The organism is Lentilactobacillus parakefiri, from assembly GCF_002157585.1.
GTDB classification, from domain to species: domain Bacteria; phylum Bacillota; class Bacilli; order Lactobacillales; family Lactobacillaceae; genus Lentilactobacillus; species Lentilactobacillus parakefiri.
This window is the reverse complement of the sequence record NZ_BDGB01000104.1, coordinates 12,673-29,615: the sequence shown is the minus strand read 5'-3', so window position 1 is coordinate 29,615 and position 16,943 is coordinate 12,673. Positions and strand designations below refer to the sequence as shown.

Sequence of the window (16,943 nt, the reverse complement as noted above, 5' to 3'; positions counted from 1 at the left end):
GTATTGATTTTAGGAACTATTAAAAAACGGGCGTGTTTTGTTACACTTGACCCCCTTAACCTGTAACAAAGCAGCCGATTATGGTGAATTTATCATGTGTAGTCGCCTGGTTGGTAAATATATCCGATAAATCAGCATCTTTTTTCAAGATAAATTACCACAACCATTGCCGTCCCCACGCGACTCACACAGATATGAAGAAAGTGTGAAATTTTTCTTAACATTTATGAAACAATCCTGATACTGGTTGGTAGCATTCATTTCATATAATAGTTCTTGTAAGTTTTTCGAGGAGGACTATTCATGACATTGAAATTCAAAAAAATAGCCGGCCTATTAATGGGTGCCCTGGCAGCATTTACTTTTGCGACAAACGCCTCAGCTGCCAAGACGAAGATTGCTGACGTTTCCCAGTATCAGGGAAGCATCAATTGGAGCAAAGCTTCCAAGCAATTAAAATTTGCGATCATCCGGGTCCAACATGGTGATACCGGCGACGCAGATTTCAGAATTGATACTCAAAAAGATATTAACGCTAACGGCGCATATAAATATAAAGTACCATTTGGCCAATATGGTTACGCAGAATTCAGCAGCGTCGCCGATGCCAAAAAAGAAGCCAAAGACTTTTACAAACGATCAAGTTCCAAAGCCCGTTTCTACGTTTTGGACAATGAACATCGAAAAGGTAAGGGTTCGGAACAATCATACGTTAACGCTTGGCTGGCACAGATGAGAAAGTTAACCAATAAGCCTTTGGTGTACTACTCATATCAAAACTACGTGAACGTCCACAAAATCAACTATTCCAAGTTTGATGGTTCATGGATTGCGAATTATTCCGCTAAGCCAAATGTTTCAACCGATCTTTGGCAATATACTTCCAGCGGCCGTCTAAGTGGTATCAGTGGCAACGTTGATTTAAGCAAAGTGGTTAACAGCTCAACGGTTAACTCATGGCTCAAAACAACGTCTGCCGATGCAGCTAAGCCGACTTACTTCACGTCACTTCCAAGTGACAAGGCCATCACCACTTCCAAAAATATCTATCAATATCAGGATGTCAATTTCAAGAGTCGAGTTTCAAAGATTACTGCTGGCAAGAAGCTTTCAGTTAAATCAATCACTCGTTCAAATGGTGGAGCTTACCGGTTCCAACTTTCAAACGGAAATTACATCACAGCTAATAAAGCATACGTAACTGACTAATTTAACCCAACGACGAAATATAAAGGAGAACTCATCTTGTCACACAGTATTATTAAATCAGCTTTAAAACCCTTGTTGTTACTCGCAGCCTTGTTCGCATTTGCTGTATCTGCTTATACCTCAGCTAATGCCGCTAACGCAAGTTCTTCAGACCAGTCATATTCAAAGGTTCTGAAGGTTGCCAAGAAGCATCTCGGTGCCAGCTATGTCTACGGTGCTGTTGGCCCAACTCACTTTGATTGCTCAGGATTCACTAAGTACGTTTACAATAAGTCCATTAAGAAATCAATTCCGAGAACTGCCCAGGCACAATACAACGGCACCAAGAAGGTTTCAAAGAGTAACATCAAAAAAGGCGATTTAGTATACTTCGGCGGCAGCAAACACAGTATCTCACACGTTGGGATGTACATTGGTAACGGGACCATGATCGACTCCCAAAACCGCGGTGTGATTACTGAAAAAGTTTACTCCCCATGGTGGCACGTGGTTGGCTTTTCACGCCCAGCTACTTTAAGTTATGATGATTAGAGTGGCACACAAGGCGTTTTGATCCCAGAATTTAAGCCAAGAAGCGAGTTATTCCTGTTTTTGGAATGGCTCGCTTCTTGGCTTAAATGGCCGGGATCAGCCGATTGTTCCACGTTTTGGCTAGATAACAGTGGAACTCAATAAGGGCCAAGGCATAGCTGACAAATAGCTATGTCTTGGCCCATTTTTGTTTGGTTGTGGTTGATGCTAGAAAGTGCTTTGCTTTTCTCTAGTGAAAACGTGCTCTGAGGGCCTGCCCCTAACTTCTAAGAGGACTTTAATTAAAGCCCCAAAACCAGGGGCTTCAATCAAAGTCCTCTTAGAAACCTGGGCAACCAGCCCTTGTCGCGCTCTGTATTAGAATGAAAACTGATCCACTACCTCAAAGGTAACGTTCTCATTAGCCTTCAATAACTTGGCAACTGGGCAGGTGTCCAAGGCTTCGTCGACCATTTGTTGTGCCTGTTGGTCATCGAGGTCGTGGAATAAAATCTGACAGCGAACGATAAATTTGTAGCCCTTATCGTCTTTGACATTGTCTACCGCTGTATGGATAATCGTGTCGGGCTTAATCTTATGACTACGCTCAACTAACCCAATCGTGGCGTTAAAGCAGGTACTTAGAGCAAAACCGATGAATTGTTCCGGGTTTACTTCCTGGGCTATCAATCAATGAACTGCTTACGCCGAGAGCTAACCCCTCGTTACCACGAACGAAACTTTCACCAACTAATCCATGTTCATTAACAACTTCAGTATGATAAAGTGATCCGTCAACAGCCATATATAATTCCTCCTATTTAACAAATCCAACACTTCATTCAACAACTTAATGATATGTGATTTAAATCGGTAAGTCCATCAAACAGCACTTGCAATTGTTAACGCTTACTATGGCAATTATTTCCCCATTCCCATCACATTTTTGATACACTGGACGTTGGCGCAAAAAATCGAATGAAAGAAGGTTAACCATATGCCCGCAAAAGAAATGAATCTAAAATGGCTGATCATTGGTGCAATGTTCAGTAGTGTCGGTATGAGCTTTGTCTGGCCGTTAACCAGTGTCTATCTCCACGATCGACTGGGCGTTTCTCTAACCCTGATTGGTGTGGTGCTGCTGTTCAACTCACTTGCCAGCGTTCTTGGCAGTTACCTTGGCGGGTACTTGTACGACCGCAAGAACCCCTATCACCTGCTAATTGGTGGTGTTGCCGCAACGACGTTCACCCTCATTTTGTTGGTATTTTTCCATGGCTGGCCGGCATTTGGGATCATCCTATTTTTTAACGGTATTTCCGGCGGCTGGAACGTGGCTGTCGTCAACTCGATTGGAACCAGCATCAGATCTCAAGACAGCCGCTACGTCTTTAACATGCTGTACTTTGCCCAGAACTTGGGGATCGTGATTGGGACGTCATTAGTTGGGTTTATTTACAGTATCAGTGTCACGTTAATGTTTGTCGTCGCTACTGTTCTGTTTATTGGCTTCTTACTAATTGTTATCCTTGAATTCAATCCGGCTGCCAGTAAAGCCCGCAAGAAGGTTTCTGATACAGAGAAAACCAGCTGGTCTTCCAAAAATTTACCAAAGCATAACGCAATCATGCTGTTTGCCTTTTTCCTGTCATTATTCATTATTTGGATTATGTATCAGCAATGGGTTTCCAATCTATCTGTCTACATGACCGGAATTGGGATTCCCTTACGAAATTATAGTTTCCTTTGGACCATTAATGGTGGTGTGATCGTCGTCAGTCAAATTATCATTAATTGGATTTCCCGTTACCATGAAAATATGATTCTAGAAGTCTTCTTCGGTGTCTTGTTGATGTCATTGTCGTTTGTGGTCTTAATTTTTGCCAAAACCTATCCATTTTTTGTACTGGCAATGGTCACTTTGACGATTGGTGAAGCAACCGCACTGCCAACCATTCCAGCATTGGTTAACACACTGACGCCGGTTGAAGCCAAAGGACGTTATCAAGGACTCATCCAATCCTGGGCATCGGCAGGACGAGCTCTGGGTCCGCTGTTTGGTGGTTTGGTGATTGAGATGTCTTCGTACACTGCCCTCTTCATCATCGCCACCGGGGCCGTTTTATTAGTCCTGGTGGGGCTAATTGTTCTGTGGAACACGCTGCACCACAGTTTGGTGATGTATCGATGAAAATCTGCCCAATAATAAAAGCTTGCTGACAAAAAGAAGAATTTTGTCGCAAGCTTTTTTGCATGTCATTTTTCGTTAACTATTTTTTCCAAGCTGACTATGACGAATCCCATAGCTAAAGTAAAGCACCAGTCCAAATGCGAACCAGATTCCAGAAGCGATCCAAGTTTCAGCCTGCAATTGTGACAGCATCAGCATGCACAACAAACCGGAAACAATCGGCAGGACTGGATACCACGGCACTTGGTAGCCATGGTGGTTTTGAATTTCTTTATTCCGTCGTAGGGGAATAATCCCAAATGAGACGAACAGAAAGGCAATCAGAGTCCCAATGTTAACCAGGTTGGTCAGTTGTTCCAAAGGCACGAAACCACCCATGAAAGCAATGATGATCGTAATCGTAATCATACTGTTTCTGGGACTGCCCTTTTGATCAAGCTTACCGAGAAATTTTGGCAGCAGGCCATCCCGACCAATCGAATAAATCAACCGCGATGAACTGTAGATCATGGTGACCATCATCGTGAACATCCCTGCTAGGGCACCCAAAGAGATAATTCCGGCAACCCAGTTTAAATGAACGAATTGCAGCGCAAAGGCAACTGGGTCGGACACGTTTAATTTCGTGTAAGACACCATTCCGGTTAAAACAATTGAAACCCCAACGTAAAGGATTGTCGCCACAATCAAAGTCCCAATAATTCCAATTGGCATGTTCTTCTTGGGGTTCTTCACCTCGGCAGCTGAGCTTGAGACCGCATCAAAACCAAGGTAGGCGAAGAAGACGGCAGCCGCGCCACCAAGCACCCCACCATGGGCACTATGCCAGCCAAACGGCAAGAATGGATGCCAATTACCAGGCTTGATGTAGAAAAGGCCTACCAAGATGAACAACAGAATGATGCCGATTTTTACAGCGACAATAATATTATTCAAACGCACCGATGAGCGCATCCCCTGATTTAACATCCAAGAAATCAAGATGACGATAATAATGGCGATCAAGTTGCCATAAGTCCCCTGACTAGGCATAAACGGCCCGGAAATCGCCTTTGGAAAGCCGATATGAAAGCCCGCGAGAAATGATTGGAAGTAGGCGCCCCAAGCACTGGAAACCGCGGCAACGGCCAATACGTACTCCAGAATCAGTGCCCAACCGAGCACCCAGCCGATGATTTCACCAAAGACCAAGTTTCCATATGAATAAGCACTTCCGGCAACGGGCAATGCCGAGGCAAATTCTGCGTAACACATTGCGGCAGTCGAACAGACAATTGCTGCCACAATAAATGACAGAATAATACCGGGCCCGGCTTTGGTTGCCGCAACCGTCCCTGGGAGAATAAAAATACCAGTACCGATCACGGCACCAATGCCTAAAGCAATTAAATCAAAGGCTGACATGGTCTTAATGAATTTTTTATCAGTCTCAAGATAGCGATCCAATTGCTCTCGGCGAAAAATACGAGCTAATAATGACATAAACGTGCCTCCACAGTTAAATGAATTCCTGATTAAAATACTTATTCTATTTTAACTTTTCGGCATGGATAAAGTCAATTTCAAATGATTGATGTAACCGGTTTAATGGAAATATTTTGAAATTTTATGCAAGACACCAAATCCCCACTCATCAGAAAAATATTGTATTCTGTAAGTAAAGGGATTCATCTGAAGGGGGAACAAACTTGAAAAAGAATCGTCTTGAGGCGTTTACTGACGCCATTATCCCAATTATTATGACCGTCCTGGTCCTTGAACTGGGTGCACCAAAGTCATACAGCTGGCAAGGATTGTGGAGAATTCGCGAAGAACTGATGTCATATGCCATCTCGTTTTTTTTACTGGCAATTGTCTGGGGAAACCATCACCACATGTTCCTACTAGTCAAAACGATCGACGGCTTTGTGATTTGGTCAAATACATTATTGCTATTCTTCCTATCGTTTGTTCCATTTGCCACTGCCATCGTCGACGCCGATCACCAAAACCTGTTTGGCTCACAACTCTATACGCTCCTATTTATTGCCATCAATTTATCTTGGAATCTCCTGCGGGTCAGCTTAGTGCGGGCTAACCGTACCGTTCCCGTTTTGGTTGCCGCGCTTAAACGTGATCCCAAGAGTATTTATACGCTGGTTGCGTTCGTCCTGGTATTTCTGGTTTCCTTTTACTGGCACGAGTTTGGCATGATCGGCACCTTTATTGTCATGCTGCTGTGGGTCATGCCCTACCGGAAAATCGAAAGGGCTGCTAAACGGATTTAAGCCAGCAGTCATTAATCAGGCATCCTAAAAAAAGTCAGTAAGGATACAAATACCAACCCTAGTGAAATGATGAAGATCGTTAGGAACAATTGATTGATTCTCTGGTCTCTGTCTTTCACGATTAACATCATTGCAAAGGATAATATAGTAATAGGTAAACTAATTCCCAACAATTATCTCGTCCTCCTTGGCTTATCGCGCCCAATTTAAATTACCTTTGCTTCAACAAATTATATTCGCAGTTCCAAACCCTGTTACAGTCCATAACGAGATTGAGATATAATTATGTCTCGGCCTCGTTTGTGTTCCACTGTCATCTAGATTAAACGTGCGACAATCGGCTGATCCCGGCCATTTAAGCAAATAATCCGGTTATTCCCAAAACCAGGAATAACCGGATTATTTACTTAAATTCTGGGATCAAAACGCCTCGTGCCCCACTCTTTTTGATTATGCTTGTTGCTTCGTTAAATCTTTTAATTCAATGTTACTATCGAGGATCCCGCTTTCACCACTCAGAACAACTTGATGGTTTCGATAATCGAGTTTCATATCATTATCAAGGTAAGTCTTGCTGTACCCCTTGTAGTACCAGTCGCCGACGTTGGCAGCCAGCTTGGTATCATAATCTGGTACCTCGGCGTCCTTATTAACGGCAATCACGTCATAACTAGTATCCAACGAGCACACCCCAACCTTGGAAAATGGGCCAACCCCATCATCGAAGCTGAGCAGGAGCTTGCTTTCAGTTGGGAAAGCTTTCTTAAGTTGGGCTAATGCCTCATCTGTAATTGTTAATTTCATCTTCTCACCTCTAATATCATCCTAAACTTCTGTACCAAAATGTCAATTGAATTGCGCACAATCTTTTTGATTTTTCATAATCTTGATTAACTGTTATGATATTGTCGAGGTGATTAAATGACAGATCGAATGAACGCCGTCGTCATTAACGATTATGGTGATAAAGAACAACTAACTGAAACGCAAATGCCAATCCCAAGCATCAACGATGACCAACTCCTGGTGAAAGTCGTCAGTATTGGTGTTAACCCGATTGACTGGAAAACCCGGAAAGGTTTGCGAAAAGAGCGTTATCCATTTGACTTCCCGATTATTCTCGGCCAAGAGATGGCGGGGGTTGTTTCGAAGATTGGGGCCCACGTTACCGGCTTTAAGGTTGGAGATGCCGTGATTGGTTATGGAACCCCAAGTAATCGCGGAACCTATGCGGAATTTTACGCAATTGACGCGGACCAAGCTGCCCACAAACCGATTACAGTCTCCTTTCAGGAAGCTGCTGGACTGGGACTTGCCGGCACAACTGCTTGGCAAGCCTTATTCGATGCCGGTCATCTCAAAGTCGGCCAAACCATTTTAATCTTAGCAGGTTCTGGCGGTGTTGGCTCCATGGCGATTCAGCTCGCCAAGCAGATTGGCGCCCACGTCATTACAACAACCAGTGCTGCCAATGATAAATATGTCCGAGGACTTGGTGCCGATAAAGTGATTGATTATAAAACCCAAAATTTTGCCAAAGTATCACCGGAAGTTGATTTAGTCTTTGATACCTTAGGCGGTCAAAATCAATTGGACGCCTTTAAGGTCGTCAAACCCGGCGGACGAATCATTTCGATTGTTGAGACCACTGATCAGGTCGAGGAACTCAGTCAAAAGTATGGTGTATCATTTGAAAAGATTAATGCGCATCCCGATAAGGACGTTATCACAGCTTTAAGCAATAAGCTTGGTGCCGGAAAGCTGAAAGTCCCGATTGCAACCCAGCTAAAATTTAACGCCGAAAACGTCCGCGAGATGCATAAGCTCAGTGAAACTGGCCATATCGTTGGTAAGCTCATTCTGAATATTTAATAGCAGTGTGGAACACTAAGCGGTTAGCTGTCGGAATATAAGCTAAAAACTGCTTAGTGTCCCACTATTTTGGTCTGTCGTATTCAAAGCGAAAAGACGAAAAAGTGTGGATTTGTTCAAACGTGATTGGTCAACAGACGACGGAAACCACTTTTCACAAAGCATCAAAAAAAGGGTTAGCTGAAATTATTCAGCTAACCCTTTATGACGGCACCTACCAAAGTAGATGGACCTCTTGGATTCCACAATCCGCTAAAGTCAAACACCAGCAAATCTGTGCCTTAAGCTGTGTCCCGCTCGAATTCACATTAATCGCTTGCGCGACAGCATAAATGCTGTGTGATTTCTCGACTCATCGCATACCCGTATTATGCCATGTTTTGATGAAAACATCAAGGCTTCTTTCATAAACCTACTTTTCTTCAGGCTGCTTTTCAAGATTTTCTTTAACCATGTCCAAATGCTCTGATACCCAGTTATTCATCTGGTCCAAGTAGTTGGCCACGTTACCGACATAATCATCGGCACTTGCCACCTCGTCAATTCGTAAGCTGGACTTATTGACCCACGGCGACGCAATGACGATGTACACATTCACGGGCAGCGTCGCTTGATCCTGCATCATCTTACTAATCACTTTGGCATCTTGAAACGGCAAATTAATTAAGTTCGTTTCAAGTCGTAAGCTGACATCCTCGTCGGACGCTTTAACCTCACCATAGGCCAATTTCCCCAGATTCAGTTGTTCCTCAACATAGTCATACACCGGCTGCATCACCTTGGCCGGGTCTTTCATGATTTCGCTAAGCTTCTTACTGAAAGATTTACCTTCAATCTTTTCATTGATCAAGTCGTCAACAAAACTTGCTGCATCTTTTTCCAAATTAGTCACCTATCTTTTTAATCCCTTTTGTCGATTGATTCGCCGTTGAAATGTATCGTGCTGCAGTGCAGCTCTTAATCTAAACGCCAAGATATACCAGTAGACGTTCACGAGAATTCCAAACGCCGCAACCGCTGATACAAACAGCTTCACCAAAATACTGGCATCACTATTCAAAAACATGGTTGAGATCATCCCAACAAAGCCCACTGAATAAACGGCAATCACCACCGCCAGCAAATAATAACTGATTTTAACCCGCAAAGCCGCCAGAATTAATGTTGCAGCGTAAAAGGCAACCGCAATCCCAGTGACCTGCAGTGCCTCCCCTGCCGTAGCGGGTGCCTTCAGTTTCATAAAGCTCAATGTCATCAGCCAAGTTGTTGCCAGGAAAACCACCAGCGAGATCACGGCCCAGAAAATCGTCTGCGTTTCTTCTTTTTTCATTTAACGTTTTACCCTCCAGAATTCCAACAAAAAAAGATAAATTCGAGAATGGAATTTATCTTTTTAATACCAGTTTTAGTGTACCTTATTCCAGCAGTTTAGAAAAGCATATCAAAGAAATCGTCACGAGAAATTCCGGTGAAGTACTGGTTCAAATCAACATCTTTCAAGGCATCTTCGAAGTCTTTACGCTCAAAACGAACCCCCTTTAATTTGTCGGCAACTGCCGTCGAGTCTTGTGGGCCAAAGTAGTCGCCAAAGAATTTGACGTTAGAGACCTTACCATCATCGACTTGCAAACGGGCATCAATAGTACCATTAGTAAAGTGTTGACGCTTCTTAACGGTAAATTCTGGTGAGTTACCATATACCCAATCCCAGTTATTGTAGTAATCGTCGAAGATCTTATCGATTCCCTTTTGATCCTCATCTGTTAAGTGGTATTCCTTGTCCTTGATCTGATCGAGGTCATCCATGTGGAACAACTCTTTCAATAAACGATCACGGAATTCAGGGGTGGTTAAGTCCTGATACTTCGGTGACAAGTATGGTTTCAGGTTGGTAACCCGTGAGCTAACCGACTTGATTCCCTTTGACTTAATCTTGTCTTCAGGAACATCCAGTGCCTTTGGAATAACTGATAAATCAACGTCCAGCATCAATGTGCCATGGGAGAACGTCTTGCCACCCTTGGTGTACATGGCATTGCCAGAGAATTTCTTACCATCAACCAAAATATCGTTACGGCCGCTAACTTCAACAGATTTAGCACCCATATCGTGAAGCGCATCAACGATTGGTTGAACAAATGATTTAAAGTCGCCGAATTCCTCGCTATCACTATCAACCACGAAACTAAAGCAAAGGTTGCCTAAGTCTTGGTAGACAGCGCCACCGCCGGAAAGACGACGGGTCACAACGATTCCGTGTTCATCAACATATTTTTTATTAATTTCTTCAAGTGTATTTTGATTACGGCCAACAATGATACATGGTCCTTCAATATAAAATAACAGCAACGGTTCATCAAATTTGATTTCGTTCATCAAATACTGTTCAGTAGCCAAATTGCGTCTGATATCATTGGATTTCATGACATAATAGTACATAAAATAACAGCCTCTTTTCATTTAGTTGATCACCTTGAATATTAGCACGTTAGGAAAGCGATTACAATCACAAGCAAAAGGTTGAAAATTTTAATTGATTACAACTATCGAAGAGAATGGTATAGTTTAGGTAAGGACAATACGAATACGGGGTGATTGACATGCAACAGCAAAAATATGAAAATGTCTTGGTACCGGTAGATGGCTCAAAAGCAACTGAGAAAGTGCTAAACCGAGCAATAGAAGTCGCTCGGGATAACGATGCACATTTGGATATTTTAAACATTTTGGAAGTAAATCAATTTAACCAGACTTATGGAAGTGCTGTAAGTGGCGACGTTGTTTTCAAGTTAACTGAAAATACCGATGACCAGCTTAAGAAATACCAAAAGAAAGCTGAGGACGCTGGCGTCAAAAACGTCGACATCCACATCCGATTTGGCAATCCGAAACCAATCATTGCCCGTGAATTTCCCAAGGACCACAACAACGACGTCATCGTGATTGGATCAACGGGTCTGAGTGCCGTTGAACGATTGATTATTGGTTCAGTAACTAGTTACGTGACTCGAACTGCTAAGTGTGATGTCCTTATTGTTCGACCTAAGGACAAAACACCGCAAAGCAAATAATAAGAACAGCGTGTGGGCGGCGGCAATTTTGTCGCCGCCTTTTTTCTATCAATGACTAAGGACAATTCAAATGAAAGATATTCAATGGCGTTTTAAAGAGACCGTGCCAGAAGCCATGAACGGTCGTCCTTTAAAGACGCTTTTAAGCAGCTATTGGCAGCTACCCAAGCATCTGGTTTACAGTATCCGTCATGCCAAACGGGTGCTGGTTGACGGCCACTATCAGCCGGTGAATTTTCCGGTTAGGGCCGGCAGCCAAATACAACTGACCTTTGTGCCGGAAGATTTTGCCAGACCATTTCCAACGGTTACCGCAGATTCCGCGGCTACCGTTGCCATCCTATATGAAGATAACGATTTAATCGTCATGAATAAGCATCGTGGTGATAAAACTCATCCCAATCAACCTGGGGAAGTTGGGGCGGCCATTAATCATCTGGCAGCTTATTTGGCAACCGAGGGCACAGTTCCCTACATGATTCACCGCTTGGATCAGGAGACCAGCGGCGCGATTATTTTTGCTAAGAATCCGGTCGTTGTGCCGATCCTGGTGGCCAACATTGCCAACAAGCAAATCAAGCGGACTTATTTAGCTTGGGTTGAGGGAACCGACTTACCTGACCAAGGCACCATTAATTTCCCAATTGGCCGCGACCCGGATGATAAGCGCAAACGAAAGGCCAACGGTCCAAACGCGGTCTCCGCACTGACCCACTACCAGGTACTACGTCGCCACTCAGGGTACTCACTGCTGCAGGTTTCGCTGGAAACCGGGAGAACTCATCAAATTCGGGTGCATTTTGCCGCGCTTGGACACCCGTTAGTCGGCGATCCGCTGTATAATTCAAGTAATGGTAGCCCTTTCTTAATGCTACATTCTTGGAAAGTCGACTTATTAATGCCATTTACGAAACAGCGAAAATTGATTGAGGCACCACTCCCTGATCATTTCATCAACTTTGAAAAGGGATTATCCCGTGATTAATCGTGCGTTAGAGAGGAGTCAATTATGACAGAAACATATTTATCCCGTTACTCGGCAACTGAACTATCAGAATTAATCCGCCAGGGCAAGTTGGATCGGGTGGCGCTGGTTGACGAATCAGTTGATACCGTGAAAAAACGTAACCCAGCACTCAATGCAGTCACTACTTTGTGGGGGGATCGGGCCAAGAAGATGGCCAGCCAATTTAATGAGTCCGGCCAACCATTTGCCGGCGTCCCAATTTTATTGAAAGGCCTCGGCCAATCATTCAAAGGTGAACCTGATACTGCCAGTTCAATGCTTTTAAAAGATTATAAAGCAACGATCACTAATAATTTCGTCCAAGCCTTTCTGCATGCGGGGCTCATCCCGGTGGGTGAAACCAACGCGCCGGAATTCGGCTTTAAAAATGTGACCGATTCAAAATTGTATGGTGATGCGCACAATCCTTGGAACACCGATTACCAGCCAGGAGGCTCTTCAGGCGGATCCGCGGCAGCAGTTGGTGCCGGCTGGCTGCCGATTGCTGGGGGTAATGATGGCGGAGGTTCCATCCGAATTCCATCATCTTTCTCCGGTACCATTGGCTTAAAACCAACCCGGGGAAGAGTTCCGGCCGGCCCTGGCGAATGGCGCGGCTGGCAGGGCGCTTCGATCAACTTTGCCATCACCCGAGATATGAATGACACTGCGAGACTGCTCGACGCGATTTCAACCGTTCAGATGGCAGCCCCATTCCAGGTGCCACTACCAGCCGAAAGTTTCACTTCCACCCTTAACAATCTGCCCAATGAGCTGACGATTGCCTACTCAACCGAGTCACCAGTTGGAACACCGGTATCGGATGAAGCAAAGCAGGCCGTCCTCGATGCCGTCAAATTTTTAACCGCTCAAGGTCACCATTTGGTTCCTGCAGACGCACCCATCGACGGGATCGGGTTAATGAAGAGCTATTACTTAATGAACGCAGGTGAAACTGCCACCATGTTTGCCAACATGCATTTAGCCGATCAGGTGATCAAGCCTAACGTTGAACCATTGGCATGGGCATTAGGATATGCCGGTCGTTCAATCACTGCTGTTCAGTATAGTCAGGCACTGTCCTTCTGGGATAATGTTGCCAGCGATATGGATGCGTTTCAGCAGGAATTTGACCTCTACTTGACGCCCACCACCGCACAACAGGCGCCAAGGATTGATCAGCAGTTGGTATCGGATGAGAACCTGGAAAAAATGCAACATATTGAAGACTTTAATTCAGATGAACAAATGCAGCTGATTTGGGACCAGTGGCTGCCGGCTTTGACCTTGTCGCCGTTTACTCAGTTGGCAAATATCAGTGGTCAGCCAGCCATTAGCCTCCCGACCCACGTTGGTGACAATGGCCTGCCATTAGGGATCCAATTTGTTGCTCGAAAGGGACGAGAGGATCTATTGCTTCAAATGGGGAAACTATTTGAGGACGCCCACCAATTTCACTTTTTGAAATGAGCTTTATACTTCAAGTTGGGGGGAAGAGAATATGATTAAACTAACAAAAGTCATTAGTCTACTGGCAACCGCAAGTGCCGTTGGGATTTTCGCATTTACCAGTTCTGACTTAACACTTACCGGCCCACAGACACAATTAGCCGAGGCCAAAGCCTTAACACCTGAAGCCGCTAATCAAAAAGCCCTTAATAAAGGAAACGTCCCTAAACTGTGGTCACAAGGCTATAAAGGTCAGGGAATGGTGGTTGCCGTTTTAGATAGCGGCATTCAAAATAATCATGAGTTTGTCCTTTCAAATAACGATACGGCAAGAATTACCAAGACAGATGCAAAACGATTAATCGCTCAAAAGGGCTATGGCACCTATGTCAGCCCGAAGATTCCCTTTGCCTACGACTATGTCAACAATAGCAACAGCGATGTCCAGGCTGATAATATTTCCGGCTATCACGGCTTAATGGTCGGAGGCGTCGTTGCTGCAAACGGTGCCGGTCTCAAATCAAATACGCAACGGGTTCAAGGGGTTGCCCCGGAAGCACAGTTACTGAATATGAAAATGTATGGTGGCTTCTCTGACGAATGGCCCAGTGATATTGCTAAAGCAATTTATGACGCCGTTGACCTTGGTGCCGACGTGATCAATATGTCATTGGGGATTGGCGTTCCCGCAAAATCGCTAACTGATCAAGAGCAGGCTGCCGTCAAATACGCAACTGATCATGGTGTTTTCGTGGCAGTTGCCGGCAGTAATTTTGGCCACTCCGGAAGCATCAACAACGGCTACAACGAACAATCCAACTCAACGGTTACCGCTTACGAGCCCGCCAACTTTGGGACGATTAGTGACCCCGCCGTTTCTCCGTTCGCCACAACTGTTGGTGATGAGAATATTGCTGCAGGCGACAAAAGTGAGATGGATTCCTTTTCAGCTTGGGGCCCTACGCCAGAATTTACCTTAAAACCTGATGTCAGCGCACCAGGTCAGCGGGTTGGCGTGCTTGATGAGAATAATCATTTAACAACCGACACGGGGACCTCTTTTGCTTCACCGTACATCGCTGGAGCTGCTGCTCTCATCATGCAGAAACTAAAGAAGACCCAACCAGACCTTAAAGGAGCCAACCTGGTTCGGACAGTTAGATTACAACTCATGAATACGGTAGCTCCCATGGCGGATGATCAGTATCCAGGAGAAATTGTTTCACCTAGAACTCAAGGTACCGGCCAGGTGAATGTGAGAAACGCTGCTAACCTGAATGCGGTGGCCTTTGACCCCTCATCCACCTCTCAACAGGGATCGGTTTCACTACGAAGTATCGGCCAAACAACCAGCTTCAAGGTCGCGGTTACAAATCTCGGAAGTACGCCCGCCACTTATCACGTCAACACCAGCAACGGCCCATTCACGGAAGTCCGAGAGACTAATAAACATAACGTGGGTCCGGTCCACGATACAAGCATTGCCGGCGCATCACTTAAGCCAGACACAACTGATATAACGGTGGCCCCTGGAAAAACTGCCAACGTCAACTTCACGTTGGATATCGGCAGTCAAGCTGCCAAGAATGAAGTAGCCGAGGGGTACGTTACATTTGAGAACAGCGATGCTACCCAAAATCTCACCGTTCCTTATTTTGGCTACTATGGTGACCCAACTCAGGAACGGGTGGTTGATAAGCCGGTTAACCAACCTGATAACATCTTTGGTGGCAATTATTTATTAGACACCAAAAATATGCCGCTTGGATTAAGTGACCGCACCTCCTTGGCAAGCTGGCTGAACACTTTGAGCGATCCTGATTCCTTGAGAGATTCAATTGTTAAAAGAATTCAAAGCGATAAAGTTGCCTTTTCGCCAAATGGTGATGGGCGCTCTGACGCCATCAGCCCGTTAATTTTTACCACCCAAGATCTGCAGCACGTTACTGCTGAGATTACTGATAGCAAAGGTAACGTAGTTCGGACAATCGACCAGGAAAATAATACTCAAAAATCCATTCAAGAGCTGACAACCGGCTATACCGATGATTTATCGATTTCACCATCGATGCGGCTAAATCCGAAAGCCCTCGACTGGAACGGTATGGCGTATGATCAATCCACCGGTAAAATGAGGGTGGTCCCAGATGGTCAGTACCACTATGTTCTCAAAACAACCAATTACAACGACGGAACTGACCAAGACCAAACGACCAGCCTGCCGGTCAAAGTTGATACGGTTGCCCCAAAGATCAATCAAGCCGTTTATCATTACGGATTATTGACAGTTCGTTATTCAGATGTCGGTGCAGGATTTACCAACATTTCTGCCTTGGCAGTCAAAATTGCTTCAAAATCAGTCGGCGTTAGTCTGAATAATAACGGTCAGACCAATTCTGGTCATCTAGTCTACAATCTCTCCGCAGCCAAACAGAAGGCTTTAAAGAACGCCAAGGGGCACATTCAGCTCCAATTGGCCGACGTTGCCGGCAATCAGACTAAAAAGACAATCTCGACTAGTCCAACACAATATCGCCACGTCACTATCTCCAAGAAAAAGGGGTCCCAAATCATTTGGACGACCAAAACCAATGTCCTGAAGGCAATGTGGAGCCGTGATAAATTTGCGGTATCAACCAGATTTACCCCAACAGCCGGCATTAAGTTCAGTGGCTTAAACGACAACAATTACACCTTGATTAACGCTGCCAGCAAGGTTTACAATTCTGCGACCCATCAGTTAACCATTGCCGGCAAAGTTGCTAACCCCAAATCAAAATTGACGATCTTAAGAACGCCCAATCAAGAGGCGGCAATCAACCAGGTCAAAATCCAGCGAAATGGTAAATTCACCTTTGAAATGCCCCTCAATCCAACCACCCAACGTGGGATCGGTTATATTTTGCAGACTCAGCATAAGCACAAGACCGTGACCGCAAAAGGAACTTTGGTGGTCATGGTTGATACAACCCTGCCAACGCTCAACTTATCTGATTCAGCCGGTAATGACAGTCAAATCACCACCAATCATCCCACCTTCACAATCAGTGGATCAGTGGATGATAACGTTGACGGTTATCGGCTGTTCATTAACGGTGATAACATTTTCCATGAGCAAAACGATGCCGGTTGGGTGAATGACCAAGATCCAGGAGCCAATCCCAATCCACACGGTCCGCATCAATTTAGTCAAACGTTCGATTTAAAAGACGGTCAAAATATCTTTAAAGTATCCGCCGTTGATGAAACCGGCAATACCGTCACTAAAATTCTCAACGTCACCAAAAGCTAATTTTTCAAGTGACGAGATAACAAAAGAAGCCCGAAACCATTTCTGATTTCGAGCTTCTTTTTATTGTCATTTAATC

Annotated in this window: 14 protein-coding genes and 1 pseudogene; 9 read left to right on the top strand and 6 right to left on the bottom strand. The window is 44.6% G+C overall.

Going from position 1 to position 16,943, the window contains the following annotated elements:
- The first annotated feature begins 303 nt into the window (after positions 1-303).
- Positions 304-1,209, top strand: a complete 906-nt coding sequence (locus tag LPKJCM_RS10595; RefSeq protein WP_057963274.1) for a DUF5776 domain-containing protein — start codon at positions 304-306, stop codon at positions 1,207-1,209.
- A 36-nt stretch (positions 1,210-1,245) separates the two neighbouring features.
- Positions 1,246-1,740: a C40 family peptidase gene (locus LPKJCM_RS10590; protein WP_057963275.1), complete on the top strand. Its 495-nt coding sequence runs from the start codon at positions 1,246-1,248 to the stop codon at positions 1,738-1,740.
- 357 nt (positions 1,741-2,097) lie between these two features.
- Here the strand turns inward: LPKJCM_RS10590 and LPKJCM_RS10585 are convergent.
- Positions 2,098-2,524, bottom strand: a pseudogene (locus LPKJCM_RS10585) (OsmC family protein).
- A 192-nt stretch (positions 2,525-2,716) separates the two neighbouring features.
- Here LPKJCM_RS10585 and LPKJCM_RS10580 point away from each other — a divergent pair.
- Entirely contained in the window at positions 2,717-3,910 is a 1,194-nt protein-coding gene (locus LPKJCM_RS10580; protein ID WP_057963276.1) for an MDR family MFS transporter, read from the top strand.
- Positions 3,911-3,985: 75 nt separating this feature from the next.
- Here the strand turns inward: LPKJCM_RS10580 and LPKJCM_RS10575 are convergent, their stop codons facing one another.
- Positions 3,986-5,392 carry an APC family permease gene (locus LPKJCM_RS10575; protein ID WP_057963277.1) on the bottom strand — a complete coding sequence of 469 codons (1,407 nt, stop codon included), beginning with the start codon at positions 5,390-5,392 and terminating at the stop codon, positions 3,986-3,988.
- 206 nt (positions 5,393-5,598) lie between these two features.
- Between LPKJCM_RS10575 and LPKJCM_RS10570 the strand changes: the two genes are divergently transcribed.
- Positions 5,599-6,177, top strand: a complete 579-nt coding sequence (locus LPKJCM_RS10570; protein ID WP_057963278.1) for a TMEM175 family protein — start codon at positions 5,599-5,601, stop codon at positions 6,175-6,177.
- A 450-nt stretch (positions 6,178-6,627) separates the two neighbouring features.
- On the opposite strand, the gene LPKJCM_RS10565 is transcribed toward LPKJCM_RS10570, so the two are convergent.
- Entirely contained in the window at positions 6,628-6,981 is a 354-nt protein-coding gene (locus tag LPKJCM_RS10565) for an iron-sulfur cluster biosynthesis family protein (RefSeq protein WP_057963279.1), read from the bottom strand.
- 117 nt (positions 6,982-7,098) lie between these two features.
- Between LPKJCM_RS10565 and LPKJCM_RS10560 the strand changes: the two genes are divergently transcribed.
- Positions 7,099-8,049: an NADP-dependent oxidoreductase gene (locus LPKJCM_RS10560; protein WP_057963280.1), complete on the top strand. Its 951-nt coding sequence runs from the start codon at positions 7,099-7,101 to the stop codon at positions 8,047-8,049.
- Between the two features lie 412 nt (positions 8,050-8,461).
- On the opposite strand, the gene LPKJCM_RS10555 is transcribed toward LPKJCM_RS10560, so the two are convergent.
- From LPKJCM_RS10555 to lplA, 3 genes are all read right to left on the bottom strand, one after another.
- Positions 8,462-8,941: a hypothetical protein gene (locus LPKJCM_RS10555; RefSeq protein ID WP_087069637.1), complete on the bottom strand. Its 480-nt coding sequence runs from the start codon at positions 8,939-8,941 to the stop codon at positions 8,462-8,464.
- Positions 8,942-9,379, bottom strand: a complete 438-nt coding sequence (locus LPKJCM_RS10550) for a hypothetical protein (RefSeq protein WP_057963282.1) — start codon at positions 9,377-9,379, stop codon at positions 8,942-8,944.
- 98 nt (positions 9,380-9,477) lie between these two features.
- Positions 9,478-10,488: a lipoate--protein ligase gene (lplA, locus tag LPKJCM_RS10545; RefSeq protein WP_057963283.1), complete on the bottom strand. Its 1,011-nt coding sequence runs from the start codon at positions 10,486-10,488 to the stop codon at positions 9,478-9,480.
- Positions 10,489-10,649: 161 nt separating this feature from the next.
- On the opposite strand from lplA, the gene LPKJCM_RS10540 reads away from it, so the two are divergent.
- The 4 genes from LPKJCM_RS10540 (at position 10,650) to LPKJCM_RS10525 (ending at position 16,867) form a co-directional block, all read left to right on the top strand.
- Positions 10,650-11,120 carry a universal stress protein gene (locus tag LPKJCM_RS10540; protein WP_057963284.1) on the top strand — a complete coding sequence of 157 codons (471 nt, stop codon included), beginning with the start codon at positions 10,650-10,652 and terminating at the stop codon, positions 11,118-11,120.
- A gap of 70 nt (positions 11,121-11,190) precedes the next feature.
- The gene (locus LPKJCM_RS10535; RefSeq protein WP_057963285.1) at positions 11,191-12,105 is read left to right on the top strand and encodes an RluA family pseudouridine synthase; all 915 of its coding nucleotides are present in this window, start codon (positions 11,191-11,193) and stop codon (positions 12,103-12,105) included.
- Positions 12,106-12,129: 24 nt separating this feature from the next.
- The gene (locus LPKJCM_RS10530) at positions 12,130-13,596 is read left to right on the top strand and encodes an amidase (protein ID WP_057963286.1); all 1,467 of its coding nucleotides are present in this window, start codon (positions 12,130-12,132) and stop codon (positions 13,594-13,596) included.
- Positions 13,597-13,627: 31 nt separating this feature from the next.
- Positions 13,628-16,867 (top strand): S8 family serine peptidase, encoded by a 3,240-nt coding sequence (locus LPKJCM_RS10525; protein ID WP_057963287.1) that lies wholly within the window; start codon positions 13,628-13,630, stop codon positions 16,865-16,867.
- Positions 16,868-16,943 lie beyond the last annotated feature (76 nt).